A 13,552-nucleotide genomic window follows, 5' to 3' on the forward strand; every position below is an offset into this window, starting at 1 on the left:
CCATGCGAAGTTTAACAACCTTCGTCGATTACGGTCGATCGCTAGGAAATTGAAAAAAAGCAGCAGGAATGCGGCTTTGGAGCGCGAAAACTTAAGCAGGTGAAGTGATAACCGGTTGCAGAGAGGAGCGATGGAAGATGTATAATTCCGATTTTGCCAAGTGCTGGTCCAGGTTAACGAAAGATTATAAATTGCATATGGATCAAGAGCTGGCACCCTCATTAACGGAGGCTCAGCTGGCTGTTCTGGAGGTACTCGAAGATCATCAGAAGATGAAACCTTCGGATCTGATTCCTTATCTGTCGACTACGCCAGCTGCCGTAACCATGCTGCTCGATCGGATGGAGAAAAATGATCTGATTCGCAGGAATCGGGATAATCAGGATCGACGCATTGTGTGGGTATCTCTGTCTGAGAAAGGAAGAATGGAGACAGAGCGGGGAATCACCATCCGTAATGAATTCATGAACTCTGTTCTCAGTAACATTTCGATGCACAATCAACAATTGCTGGTATATCTGTTAGGCAAAATGACAACACCCAAAACCAAAGAGCCTGCCTTATCTACTTCGGTATGATACCATGCTGATTCTTCTGAATAACCATAGGAGTGCCTGCTCGTTTCTTGCAGGAGCCCTATGGTTATTTTATTTACAAATTACATATGATACACACTGTGTCCAGATTAGTTGGGTAAAGGCATGGGGGTAACACAGTTAGTATGTCCTAATATTATTTTTGCGAATTCATATGTAAAGAGTTGACTATGTAAATATTTTTGTTATAATAAATAATTGTTCCCCTGATATTTCGTGTACGAAATATTATATTCCAAAAGTAAAAGGGTGAATCAATGACTGATACGTATGAAGTATTCTATATTATTAATTCGTTCCGCCAAGTGAATCAAATGCTTTTTCGAGCATTTTGGAATGAAAACAAGGAGATCGAGCTGACTTCGATCCAGTTTATGGTGTTATCCATTCTGAGGGAGCGTCCTTCCATTGGCATCAATGAAGTGGCTGAGCTATGCCATATGGGCAGCAGTTCCATGAGCGCTGTTGTGGAGCGACTGGTCAAAGGCGAGTATATCGTTCGGACACGTTCAGATGCTGACCGCCGATCCGTTAAGCTTCAGATTACGGACAAAGGGGAACAGGCCCAACAGGAAACGCACCATTTGTGGATGGAAAGAGTGTCACCCATTCTGGATATATCGAAGGAAGACCTTGAGCACCTACTTAGAATTCATAGTCAAATGATTGAAAAGTTAGAAGGAAGAGAGATGAACAACATATGAGTACGACTACTGCTGCAGCTCCATCCTCAGCGATGGACAACATCAAGAAAGGCCCGATTGTAGCGGCATTGTTAATTGGTGCCTTTGTGGCATTCCTGAACCAAACCCTGATGAACGTAGCGCTTCCTAAAATCATGGAAGACCTCGCGATCAATGCAAACAAAGCCCAATGGTTAACTACGGGTTATATGCTCGTCAACGGTGTACTGATTCCGGTTACGGCATATCTGATTGCCAAATTCTCAACGCGTCAAATTTTTATTACAGCCATGACTCTATTTACCATAGGTACATTAGTCTGTGGTCTTAGTCCAACCTTCACCATTCTGATGGTAGGTCGTGTCATTCAAGCGGCAGGTGCAGGTATCCTGATGCCTCTCATGACCGTTGTATTCCTGACCATCTTCCCGATTGAGAAACGCGGTCAGGCCATGGGAACCATGGGGATTGCGATGATTCTGGCTCCTGCGATTGGGCCTACACTTTCAGGTTATGTGGTTGAGCATTATTCCTGGAGATTGTTGTTCTACATCATCTTGCCATTTTCTATTATTGCAACGGCAATTGGTATTGCTTTTGTCAAAAACGTAACACGTCAATCCAGACCTAAACTGGATTATCCAGGCGTTATTTTATCTACACTAGGTTTTGGTAGTTTGCTCTACGGATTCAGTGATGCGGGTACCGATGGATGGGGCAGTGCAATTGTCATTGGATGTCTCGTTGTAGGTGCGATATCCCTGATTCTGTTCGTTATTCGTCAACTGACAACAGATCATCCGCTCCTTGAGTTCCGTATTTTCAAATACAACATGTATACATTAACCACGATTATCAATATGCTCGTGACAATGGCGATGTTTGCAGGTATGATCCTGCTCCCTATTTTCTTGCAAAACATTCGTGGATTCTCACCAATTGAATCAGGACTTCTGATGATGCCTGGTGCGATATTGATGGGGATTATGTCTCCAATTACAGGTCGCATATTTGATAAAGTGGGCGCACGCTGGCTATCGGTTGCAGGTCTTGCCATTACGGCAATTACTACTTGGGGACTTAGTCGCCTGGCAATCGATACTACGTACGGCTACATGATGTTTATATATACGGCTCGTATGTTCGGTATGTCGATGCTGATGATGCCGATCCAGACAGCAGGTCTGAATCAACTGCCTCAGCGTCTGAACGCGCATGGTACAGCGATGTCCAACACATTGCGTACTGTTGCCGGTGCGATCGGTACAGCCATTCTCGTTACCATCATGAGTAGCAAGCTCAAAACACATCTGGCGGATGCAGTGGCTGCGGGCCAAGTTGACCCTAATAATAAGACAGCGATGTTAGCTGCTACCGCAGATGCAACAATTTACGGTGTTAACTATGCATTCATCGTGGCTACCGGAATGACCGTGGTTGCTTTGATCATGGCGTTCTTTATTCGGAAAACAAAACCAGCTGTTGAGCCTGTTACTGTAGAACAGGAAAAAGCGACGGCTACAGCATAACGAATATCAGAAAAAACAAAAAAAGAGAACTCTAGCAGTTGAAATGGGGTAACCCTAACTGCCTGAGTTCTCTTTTTTTTGGTGTGCGCAATATGAGGAGAGTAATCTTATTATTCGGGCTGGATCGTTGGATCAATAAGAAATACAGGATCCGGCTCATGACCGAACCGTTGAAGATTAATGGTTCCGTTCAGCTGAAACTCCACACCTTCGCTAATCAGTTCTGTTTCCTGCATCATGCGCGAGTGTTCGTCCGGTATGGAGATTTCGCCTTTTGCGTTGACGACACGGTGCCAGGGCAGACGTTCCTTGCGGCTCATCGAGTGCAGAATACGTACGACTTGTCTCGCGGCTCTTGGACTTCCGGCATGGGCTGCAATCTGACCGTACGTCATCACTTTACCTTCGGGAATCGCCGCGATGATCGCAACGACTTGTTTGGTAAACGGGGTCATCATGATGTCTCCTTTCTGTATCTTAGGTATATAGCTGAAAATATGAAAAAACGTGTCGTTCAGATACAGAATCTGAACGACACGTGATATGGACAGATCTAACCTGATCCTGTGCATTTATAGAGGTTGTTCGATAAAAATGCTTGTGATCCCATCTTCTCGTTACTGAAAACCAGTCTTTTTGAACACGTATTTATTGAGGTTGTCCAAAAGCTTTTTGGTACACAGCAGCTGGCCATTCTGCCCAGGGGAATTCTCTTGCAGGCAAAGATTGCAGAATAACTTCTTCCTTGGTAACTGGATGAGGAAAAGCTGCAATCGCAGACCAGAGAGCGATCTGTTGCCCGGGTTTATTCACGCTTGCACCGTACTTCTGATCCCCGTACAGAGGGCAGCCAATTTCTTTCATTTGCACCCGAATCTGATGAGATCTGCCGGTGTGCAGTTCGATATGAACAAGGCTGTAACGGTCCGTCTCACCAATGACCTGATAATCCAGAATGGCATCCTTACCGCCAGCCGTGCCTTTAGGCACAACAGTAACGGTATTTGTGCGTGCATCTTTCAGCAGCGTGTGTTTTAACGTTCCCTGTTGTGCAGGCAACTTGCCATGTACAACAGCCACATATATTTTACGGAAATGACGTCCCCGCACAGTCTCGGACAATCTCGAAGCTGCCTTAGAAGTCTTGGCAAAAATCATTGCCCCTCCAACAGGACGATCAAGTCGGTGTACTAACCCGAGATAAACATTGCCAGGTTTATTGTATCGTTCTTTCAGATCCTGCTTCAGCAATGTAAGCAAATCCGGATCACCTGATGAATCTTCCTGGGTAGGTACATTGACCGGTTTCGTAATGCCTAACAGATGGTTGTCTTCGAACAGAATCGGAATTGCATCGTGATCATGCCGATGTTCTGACATGATTAAGACTCCCAACGGCCCAGAATACCACAAGGCAGATCAAGACCACTACGTGTGATTGGCAGACCAATTTCACCTGCAGTAATGTCACCACCGTACTGAGCAGACATCGTCATGGTCAACATGTTGCGCAGAACCGTAGAGGAAATGCCCGTAGTGTAGGAGTTAACCAGCATGAATAATGGATTATCCGACAAGATCGTCATACATGACTTCAAGAAAGGATATAGGTTCTCTTCCAGTTTCCATGTCTCTCCATTAGGGCCTCGGCCATAAGAAGGAGGGTCCATAATAATGGCGTCGTAACGATTTCCACGACGTTGTTCCCGTTGTACAAATTTGAATACATCATCTGTAATAAAACGAACAGGGCGATCAGCCAGTCCGGATAATTGAACATTTTCCTTGGCCCATTGAACCATGCCTTTAGCAGCATCCACATGCACAACAGAAGCGCCTGCGTAAGCAGCAGCTACCGTTGCTCCGCCTGTATAGGCAAACAGGTTCAAGACAGAAATAGGGCGTCCTGCATTGGAGATTTTATCCATCATCCAGCTCCAGTTGGCGGCTTGTTCAGGGAACAGGCCAGTGTGCTTAAAGCTGGTAGGTTTAATGTGGAATTTCAGGTTTTCGTATCCGATCGTCCAGCGCTCGGGAATGGGCTTTTTCATATCCCAGTTACCGCCACCGGAAGAGCTGCGATGATAGTGACCGTGCACTTGCCGCCATTCATTGGTTTCTTGCTCAAGGGGCCAAATAATCTGTGGATCGGGTCTGCGTAAAATCACATCTCCCCAACGCTCCAGTTTCTCGCCGCCTCCTGTATCGATTACTTCATAGTCCTTCCAATTCTTAGCTACGTACATAATGATTTATCCATCCTTCAAAAGTCATTTGGATACTATTGTACAACAAAAAAGGGCTTGTACGCCAGTTGGGGGACGGGATCATTGGAGGAAGGTATTACATCTGACCTTAAAAGGGTGAGGTATTTTAGCTGTGTTGAAATCCAAGGTGTGCCATATACTGAAAAACAAAGATAACCAAAAATTTAATTTGACAATGATAATCATTATCACATATGATTTTGTTAATCCAAAATTCATTCTTTCTTCATAGAGAGAATATAACATGATCAAATTAAAGTGAGGGAAAAATAGATGGCTAAATTGTTAGTGGCTTATGCGAGCATGACAGGAAATACAGAAGAAATTGCAGAACTGATTGTGGAAGGAATTACACAGGGAGGCCACGAGGCAGACCTGAAATCCGTAACGGATTGTAATGCATCTGATGTATTGGACTATGACGGATTCATGATCGGTGTGTACACCTGGGGAGACGGGGAGTTGCCAGATGAATTCCTTGATTTCTATGAGGAGCTGGATGAACTAGACTTGAGCGGTAAGAGAGCTGCGGTGTTTGGTAGTGGTGACACCTCGTATGAGCAGTTCTGCGGTGCAGTTGATCTCGCGGCTGCCAAGCTGCAAGAGCGTGGGGCGGAGGTATCTCCAGAGATGTTGAAAATTGAATACAGTCCGCTTGAGCAGGAGAAAGAAACATGCCGTGACTTTGGCAAACGCTTCGCTGCTGCCGGATTACAGGTATCCTAAAGATCATGTTAAGACATAATGTTCAGACAGCGATGCCGGTCGGAAGGAATGACCTTCCCGGACGTCTGCTCGAAGATTACAGATTGGAAGAAATGCTGCGCAGCCCACACCGATTCATCCGCCCTGAACCAGTGTCTGAGCAGCGTCCTCCACTGCAATGGAGGCACCGTGTACAATATGCGGTGAGCCATGCGGTCAATGCCTTTTATAGTCTCGACCCCGATGTTCGCAAAGAAGTACCTGTACAGTATTTACTTGAGAAGTGGTGGCCCAGAAAGACCGATGGTTTTGAATCTGTTCTCCATTACTGGGATGTGAAGAACAAGATCACGGATGAATTGTCACTTGCCATTGCAATGAACGATGATCTGAAACATCCAGCCATTCTTTTTGAACAGTGGAGAACGGAGTTACCTTCATTATCCATGCATTTATCGATGATATTTCAGGCGGCCTGGCAACCAGAAGGCTGGGATTCGCTGCTTATTCAGAAATATATGGTTGTCCACGATCCAAACGTAGTTGAAGCGTTTCAGCATATGGTCAGTGTATTCTGCTGGGAGGCCTTCGGAAAATTACCGGGTATGATCGAGATATACTGCTTGTTGGAAGGACGCAAAATTAGGTACATCCCTGGACGCCAGTCTCTGATACGTTCCATGGACTACATTCGCTTGATACGTGACAGCATGCCGCAAGCTGAAGTGGTGGAGTCAGAACAGTTTACGACGCGTGATAAGGCGCGCATACACGAAGAGGTAGATCGCTGGAAAACGGAAGCCGTTGAACCGAAGAAAACATGGTTGATGTGAAGGCGATTGAAGGATAACGATATATCATGCAGATAGAGGAGGGGAAGTTGCCATGTCTACCGGTCTAAGTCCAGATATAAGCAGCGGCAAGAGACGTGCAGGAACTTGCGAATTCAGTCCGTTGCCAGTACCCCAGTCGGTTATACGAAAGTTGCTTGATGAAGCAGATCCTTCATTATATGTGATGAGTTCAGAACCTTGGAGATTTATGTTGTTTGCAGGCGAAGGGCGACAGCTATATCTGGAAGCGGTCAGACAGAGCTATCCACCCCATCTGGCTGATCGCTACGGCGATTGGGCTACATATCAATACACGGAAGCAATCCCTACCCATCTGGTTGTCGTGGCGCCTAGAAATGCCCGTGAGGATGATCTTCTGCCGGCCAAAGCCTGGAGTAAACGTTTTAGTATTCTGGCTGCGGAACAGGGTTTGAATGCTGTCTGGAAGATCAATGATTATCAACAACATCCTGTGTTTATGAATTTGATGGGTTTGACAAGTGAAGAGAAGGTGCTGGGGGTCTTCCATATCGGTTACGGAGACCAGCCTGCATTGCGGGATATGGATGCAAGCAGACCAGCCTCTGAACTGATGACGGTCTATGACCATCTGGTATAAAAAAATGATTCATTAGTTCTCTTATTTGCTGGTGTTGGACAGAAAATCACGAACGAGCTGACGATTCGTCTGATCCTTGTTGTAGACGGAGAACAATCGATTGGACACCGTAAGGACATTGCCAAAAAAGAATCGTTCGAATTGGGTCTGCCTGCCCCCGAATGATCCAGCCCCAAGCTCCCAGATCAGGCGAAACAGAGCGTTGCGTTCGTGAGAAGCCATATCGTTCCCTTTCAGATATATATTCAGTGACGGAGCGATATCGGATTGAAACTCTTCTTCCTGAGGGATCATAATCACCCCGCTCGAACCCAAGAGTTGCAGAATTTCAATCATCTCAGGATAAAGTTTCGGAAAAAGGAGATTGGCTGCCATTAATGGTTTGGGTGCAGGTAATACAAATCCTCGTCCGTCTGGTATTGCACCTGCCTCCGCGGCCAAGGCCAATGCTTTTAACGATTCAAGACCTGCGAACACACGTGCAGATTTCTCTATAACATGTGCTTCCGTATTCAGATCCAGTGTATCCGTGAGAAGCTGGATTGTACCGAGAACAAATTCCGTCTTGGCAATATAACGACACAATACCTGATGACCTGCGTGAATATGAAAGTTGCTACCACTGAAGAGACGTGAGGACATTTCCTCACTTCCTGCAAAAAATATTCGTTCATGCGGAACAAGCACCCGGTCAAAGATGACGATATTGTCCATTTCTTCATATCTGGAACTCAGAGGATAGTTGGTGTGAGATTCGGCTGCGTAAGTATCCCTGCATACCAGACTGATTCCTGGCAGATCATTGGGGACAGCAAAAGAGAATGCAAATGGATTTTCGTCATCAAATGGGGCAGGAGAAGGTGACGGATAGACAAAAATCTCATCCGAAGTGGCAGCTTGTGTAGCCATCATAAATGCTCCGCTAATAATGAGGCCTTCCTCGGTGCGATCTACGACCTTTGCGGCAATAGCATCCTCAGTGGCATCCAATTGCCCTGAGATTTTGCTGGCATATGGCTGAATGAAGGCATGGGATAGCGTAATATCATGATCACGGCAGTAGGCATAATAATTCTTGAGATTATCTGCATATTGGGGAGATAATTCGTTCAGGAGATCGGCACCTGTGTAAAAGGACATTATGGCTGTATTCATGTAATCGGGTGAGCGACCAAGAAAGCCATGATGGACATTTGCCCAGATATTCATCCCTTCCCGTCGTTTACGGAGGTCATCGGCACTCGTTGGAGGCAGGAAGGATATGCCCACAGGTTTGCCGTCTGCCGGGGAGGCATACGTCATCTTTTCCGCAAATTGAGGATCGGATTGCAGATCATACATGTACATCTGAGTCTCCATTAAGCCAGCAAATGCTACATGTTCAGAGCGTTTTCCAGTAATAAGTTTACCTTTGTACCAGCAAGGGACGGACTGTGCATCAATTCGTTCTCGATACTGTGTGCCACTTTTAACAGGCATTGTTATTCACCTCTTGGTTCTAATCGTTCATGGGCAGACTGACTTCTTACGTAGTGTACGTAGGTGATCTGTCCAATGTGCATTTAAGAGGTGAGAAGCATTTTTACAGAATAGGGCTTGATAATAATTATCATTCTTGTTACAATAGACAAAGAAAAAAGGAACCGGTAAAGGCTCCTTTAAGTCGATTACATCAAATTACTTATTTCACTTCAAAAGTCTTACAGTCTGTTTCAGCAGACTGACTTGCTTCTTTGTTACTGTGACTCACGATGTAGATCGAAGAAGCGTTACATTTGTTTTCTTGAGCCCAGTGACGACAGGAATTAACTTCACACAATACGTCTTTTGCCATGATTGATAACCTCACTTTAATTGGATTACATTCGTTGGTATAAAGAAACCAGATACAACAAGTTGCCGCTTGCGAACCTGGAAAATTTTTGCTCTCACGAAATTTTGGAGGGCTTTTTTGCATTATACACAACGATGCATAATTAGAATAGCAAATTTTATTGAAGCTTGCAACCAAATGACTTCCTTCTGTGGCAAAATAGTGTACGTGCTGTGGTTATATTTGCATAAAGACAGTAGTATGTTATTATTTAATAGTAATAATTACGATTAAAGGTCTAAGTGGTTCTATATAAATTGAACTAAACATTTACACGATAACAGCGATCGGAAGGTTGTTCTGTCATCGAAGTGGTCAGTGTAAATATTCATTAGTTCAACTTATATAACTTGAATCACGGACTGACACTATAAATGAAGGAGCATATGTATACATGAGCAAAATAAACCATATGAACCGGATTCCCCGAGCAAAAGGGATCGATATGGCTGCTTTTTACACCCCAAAAGAGTGTAGACGCAAAGCCCAGCATATTGTATTTTCCGCTGAAAATGAACGCATCATTAATGAATTTATCACCATTCTGGGCATGAAAGAGAGGTTCAGAGAGCATGATGTATCAATCCCCAACAAAATGGTCATGTTCGGGCCTCCCGGCACGGGAAAAACATTAACGGCATCACATCTGGCGGAGCGTCTTGATCTGCCACTGGTACTGGTGAGATTAGATGCGATCATACATAGCCATCTTGGGGAGACGGGGAGTAACGTACGCAAGTTATTCGAATATACACGAATGAATCCCTGTGTGTTATTTCTGGATGAATTTGATGCCATAGGCCGGACACGTGAGAGCAATGATGAAGTGAAAGAGATGGCTCGTGTCGTCAATACGTTATTGCAGTGTCTGGACGAATTTGATGGGGACAGCATACTGGTGGCTGCAACGAATCTGGAGACCCAACTGGATCATGCCATCTGGCGGCGTTTTGATACGAAGATGACCTATGGTATGCCTGATGATTCAAGTCGCAGATTGTATATCAGCAAGTTGGTGGGAGCATTTGAACAGGAGACCCGGCTGGAAGATTACATATGTGAACGCTTGGCAGGGTGCAGTTATGCGGATATAGAGCAGATCGTTTTGAAAGCAAAGCGGAAAGCGATCATTGCCAGTAGTACACTTCATAAGCAACTGATCTCGGATGCTTATGATGAATACAAGCCACGTGTCTTAGAGTGTTGACTGCTTCTATTTTGGATAGTTTGGATAAAGCAACAAGGAACAACGCTGAAATAGCCCAGTCTCCTGAATGGAATCCTGGGCTATCTGCCATGTTAGCATGTTGCGTTACACTTTAACGGCTGCTCCGTATGCTTTTTCTGTATTCATGGCTTCTTGCGTTGCAGTCCAGCGTGGCAGACTTAATCTGAACATGCTCCCTTCCGGGCTGCTGGAGACAAGTGTCAGTTCACCGCCCTGTTCCTGAGCGAGTAGCCGACTATATGTTAATCCTAGTCCCAGGCCGCGGTTACGACGTTTTTTGAGTTCTCCACGATAGAAGCGTTCGAAGATTTTGGGTTGTTCTTCAGCTGCGATGCCTGTGCCGTTGTCCTTGACATCAACGTACAGCATCTGTTCTTCAGTACTTAGATAAATATCGAAGACAGCCTTTTGTGCAGGAGCTGTGGCATGAAGTGCGTTATTGAGCAAATTGACAATGATCTGCTGAATGCGGAGAGCATCCCCCATGGTAAAGAAGTTAATTGGAGGTGCGTGCAGCTGAACCTCTGGCATTTTGTCCTCATACGCAATCTTCCACTGATAGATGATCTCACCGACCAACAGTTTCAGATCCGTCCGTTCCTTGCGAACGGCAACACTTCCTGCAGCCATGGCGTTATAGTCAAGCAAATCTGCGACCATTCGCTCCATGCGTTCAGATTCCTTCAAAGCGATATCCAAAAATTCTTTTCCTTCCTGTGGACTCACGACATCGTCACGTACTGCCATAACGAGCCCCTTGATGGAAGTTACCGGTGTCTTGAGTTCATGACTTACCCCTGCCAGCGAAAGTGTACGCCATTCTTCAAGTTGTCGGAGACGAGTCGCCATATCTCGAAATGAATTTACAAGTTCATTGATCTCACGTTCTCGTGTATTCAAGTCAAGGCTCACATCATAATTGCCACCTCGAATCTGCTCAGCGGCATAGGCGACCTGACGAATGGGTCTGGATAACTTATTGGACAGGAGATAGATTGTAAACCATCCACAGAGGATTAGTCCTCCGAGGATTAGAGCCACGAGCCATATGGTCTCTGGACCAAATGTAATGGATTGTTTGGACTGCATGACCCACACTTTGCCCAAGGTTTGATCGCCTTCGGATATGTTGACCGTTACACCTGCATATTTGTTGTTTCGCGGTTCAAGATAGTCGTCTGACAGTCGATAATGCACATCTTTTTGTTCCATTTTAGGCTGGGAAAAGATCAATTGATTGTTATTGTCCAAGATCATGACACAAAAATAATGATCTGTATTAAATAGTTTCTCTCGCTTGGTTACCAGTCTATCAAGATCGGGTGGAACCCGAAGCATATTATTTTCACTGGTCACATGATCGGCAATCTCCAGACCAAGCAGTTCTGCGGTTTTGAGGCTTTTCTCAATGGAAGTTGTTCGAATCCAGTAGAGTGCCCCTGCCGCAATAATCGTGAAACCAATGCACAAAATGAGAAAATATCGCAGTGTCCAGTGTGACAGAATGGATATCGTCCGTTTGTTTTTTTTCTGTTTCAGTTGGCGATCCAAAATTGATACCCCATTCCTCGCAACGTCCGAATTTCTCCCGTCTCTGCAGACCAGTGGGAGAGGGCTTGACGTAGTCGTTTAATCGATAGATCCACAGCACGGTCACTGCCATCATAGTCCATCCCCCATACCTGTTCAATAAGGTGATCCCTGGTAAACGTACGATTCGGATAATCGGACAGGAAGAACAGCAACGACAGGTCACGAGGTGTGAGTGCAACCTCTGCACCGTTCAGCAGCACCTGCTTGGCAGCAAGATCAATGACGAGATTTCCAAAGGAACGCTTCTCTTCGCCACCAGAGGTCCAATGTGGATTACGGCGCAACACCGCATTAACTCTGGCGACCACTTCTTCCGGTACAAAAGGTTTGCTCATATAATCGTCAGCACCGGCATTTAGTCCGTTGAGGCGGTCTGAAATGTCATCCAGTGCAGTTAGCATGATCACGGGACAAGCACTTTTTTCACGAATAATCCGCAGCAGATCCCATCCATCCATTCCTGGCAGCATCACATCAAGTAATACCAGGGAAGGCGTTACGGTATCAAAAAGGGTAAGTGCAGTCGGTCCATCTGCTGCATGATGAACTTCAAATTCTGCTTTTCTCAGATAAGCAGCCAGTACTCGTGCAATAGCTTGCTCATCCTCGACGATAAGTATGGATTTCAAGAAAAGCGTTCTCCTTTCGCTGAGTAAACTTGTACTGATTTTACATGAGCTAGAGCGTAAAGCCAATCCTGTATTACGGATTTGAAAAAAATATGGGACTTGTCTTATCTTGACTTCTTCCTGACACATTCAATTGATATGATTCACTCCAACAAGCAACTTAAACAATAATATACTGGAGGAAACATACAGATGAACAAGAAAGCAAAAGCATGGCTTATTACAGGTGTGGCGGCGGTTGCTGTAATCGGTGGCGGTGGTTACTATCTCGCAAATAGCTACTTGGGGAACAACGTGGAGATTGAACAGGTGCTTCCTGCCAGCACAGCAACTTCCACAACAACTGTAGATAGCACAGGAACGGCTGTAGCCAATGAAACTGTAGGAGCAGAGCAACTGAACGGAGACTGGAACATCAGCGAAGGTTCCAAAGTATACTTCTCCGTAACCACTTCACAGGAGACGGTTAATTTTGTGGACGAGCAGGTAAAAGGGAATTGGACAATTAATGTAGATGATGCTTCTCAGATGAAGGCAGAAGGACAGATCGAGATGGACGGCATTGATTCCGGGAATGGACAGCGTGATGGTCACGTGAAGCAAGCGGATTTCTTCGACATTGCTACGTATCCACAGGCAACTTTTACAGCGACTTCATTTGAAGGGGTACCTGCGGAATGGCCTGTCGGTCAAACGGTTGATATCAAAATGAATGGTACGATTACGGTTAAAGGTATTGAAAAAGAAGTAACTTTTGACGCAAAAGCTGCTTATGAGAATAATGCAGTATTGTTGTCGGCAACATCCATGGTAACATTCGAAGATTTCGGAATGGAAAATCCACACTCCGTTGTGCTCTCAACTGAAAATGATATCCAGGTACAACTTGAATTGAAACTTTCCAAATAAGTGTAACAATGATCATATACCTGAAAATCTGTTCTGTTCTGCCTTACGGTAGACGGACAGATTTTTTTGTTTCTTTTGCAAAATAGTG

15 protein-coding genes are annotated in these 13,552 nt (G+C 45.1%); 8 read left to right on the forward strand and 7 right to left on the reverse strand.

The genetic code is table 11. The features are described 5' to 3' along the window. The first annotated feature begins 137 nt into the window (after positions 1-137). From BLS69_RS04990 to BLS69_RS05000, 3 genes are all read left to right on the forward strand, one after another. Positions 138-578: a MarR family winged helix-turn-helix transcriptional regulator gene (locus BLS69_RS04990; RefSeq protein ID WP_036613306.1), complete on the forward strand. Its 441-nt coding sequence runs from the start codon at positions 138-140 to the stop codon at positions 576-578. 275 nt (positions 579-853) lie between these two features. Next, positions 854-1,300, forward strand: a complete 447-nt coding sequence (locus tag BLS69_RS04995) for a MarR family winged helix-turn-helix transcriptional regulator (protein ID WP_036613308.1) — start codon at positions 854-856, stop codon at positions 1,298-1,300. Continuing rightward, complete coding sequence (locus BLS69_RS05000; RefSeq protein ID WP_091029016.1) at positions 1,297-2,808, forward strand: DHA2 family efflux MFS transporter permease subunit; 1,512 nt, start codon at positions 1,297-1,299, stop codon at positions 2,806-2,808. Before BLS69_RS04995 ends, BLS69_RS05000 begins: the two co-directional genes overlap by 4 nt. A gap of 110 nt (positions 2,809-2,918) precedes the next feature. On the opposite strand, the gene BLS69_RS05005 is transcribed toward BLS69_RS05000, so the two are convergent. The 3 genes from BLS69_RS05005 to BLS69_RS05015 all read right to left on the reverse strand — a co-directional run bounded on the left by BLS69_RS05005 (position 2,919) and on the right by BLS69_RS05015 (position 5,054). After that, positions 2,919-3,263, reverse strand: coding sequence for an MGMT family protein (locus BLS69_RS05005; RefSeq protein ID WP_091029017.1), 345 nt, complete (start codon positions 3,261-3,263; stop codon positions 2,919-2,921). 193 nt (positions 3,264-3,456) lie between these two features. Further along, entirely contained in the window at positions 3,457-4,188 is a 732-nt protein-coding gene (locus BLS69_RS05010) for an RluA family pseudouridine synthase (RefSeq protein ID WP_091029021.1), read from the reverse strand. Between the two features lie 2 nt (positions 4,189-4,190). Beyond that, entirely contained in the window at positions 4,191-5,054 is an 864-nt protein-coding gene (locus BLS69_RS05015) for a class I SAM-dependent methyltransferase (protein ID WP_017687801.1), read from the reverse strand. Positions 5,055-5,348: 294 nt separating this feature from the next. Here BLS69_RS05015 and BLS69_RS05020 point away from each other — a divergent pair, with 294 nt between their 5' ends. Genes BLS69_RS05020 through BLS69_RS05030 form a run of 3 tightly spaced genes read left to right on the forward strand, consistent with a single transcriptional unit; the run spans position 5,349 to position 7,232 of the window. Beyond that, a complete protein-coding gene (locus BLS69_RS05020; RefSeq protein ID WP_017687802.1) occupies positions 5,349-5,801 on the forward strand; it encodes a flavodoxin in 453 nt (150 codons plus the stop codon). Between the two features lie 5 nt (positions 5,802-5,806). Next, entirely contained in the window at positions 5,807-6,613 is an 807-nt protein-coding gene (locus BLS69_RS05025; RefSeq protein ID WP_091029022.1) for a hypothetical protein, read from the forward strand. A 52-nt stretch (positions 6,614-6,665) separates the two neighbouring features. Then, positions 6,666-7,232, forward strand: a complete 567-nt coding sequence (locus BLS69_RS05030) for a nitroreductase family protein (RefSeq protein ID WP_091029025.1) — start codon at positions 6,666-6,668, stop codon at positions 7,230-7,232. 21 nt (positions 7,233-7,253) lie between these two features. Here the strand turns inward: BLS69_RS05030 and BLS69_RS05035 are convergent, their stop codons facing one another. After that, the gene (locus BLS69_RS05035) at positions 7,254-8,711 is read right to left on the reverse strand and encodes a 4-hydroxyphenylacetate 3-hydroxylase family protein (RefSeq protein WP_091029026.1); all 1,458 of its coding nucleotides are present in this window, start codon (positions 8,709-8,711) and stop codon (positions 7,254-7,256) included. 202 nt (positions 8,712-8,913) lie between these two features. Next, positions 8,914-9,066, reverse strand: coding sequence for a DUF1540 domain-containing protein (locus tag BLS69_RS05040; RefSeq protein ID WP_076209985.1), 153 nt, complete (start codon positions 9,064-9,066; stop codon positions 8,914-8,916). 433 nt (positions 9,067-9,499) lie between these two features. Between BLS69_RS05040 and BLS69_RS05045 the strand changes: the two genes are divergently transcribed. Next, the gene (locus tag BLS69_RS05045; RefSeq protein WP_091029028.1) at positions 9,500-10,312 is read left to right on the forward strand and encodes an AAA family ATPase; all 813 of its coding nucleotides are present in this window, start codon (positions 9,500-9,502) and stop codon (positions 10,310-10,312) included. Between the two features lie 105 nt (positions 10,313-10,417). Here the strand turns inward: BLS69_RS05045 and BLS69_RS05050 are convergent, their stop codons facing one another. Together BLS69_RS05050 and BLS69_RS05055 are read right to left on the reverse strand one after the other, a co-directional pair. Continuing rightward, on the reverse strand, positions 10,418-11,884 hold the full coding sequence (locus tag BLS69_RS05050) for a HAMP domain-containing sensor histidine kinase (RefSeq protein ID WP_091029030.1): 1,467 nt from the start codon (positions 11,882-11,884) through the stop codon (positions 10,418-10,420). Next, positions 11,869-12,555, reverse strand: a complete 687-nt coding sequence (locus tag BLS69_RS05055) for a response regulator transcription factor (RefSeq protein WP_091029031.1) — start codon at positions 12,553-12,555, stop codon at positions 11,869-11,871. Before BLS69_RS05055 ends, BLS69_RS05050 begins: the two co-directional genes overlap by 16 nt. A gap of 192 nt (positions 12,556-12,747) precedes the next feature. Here BLS69_RS05055 and BLS69_RS05060 point away from each other — a divergent pair, with 192 nt between their 5' ends. Next, positions 12,748-13,464, forward strand: coding sequence for a YceI family protein (locus tag BLS69_RS05060; RefSeq protein WP_091029033.1), 717 nt, complete (start codon positions 12,748-12,750; stop codon positions 13,462-13,464). Positions 13,465-13,552: the final 88 nt, after the last annotated feature.

Origin of the sequence: Paenibacillus sp. CF095 (assembly GCF_900101225.1) — a bacterium.
Classification (GTDB): domain Bacteria; phylum Bacillota; class Bacilli; order Paenibacillales; family Paenibacillaceae; genus Paenibacillus.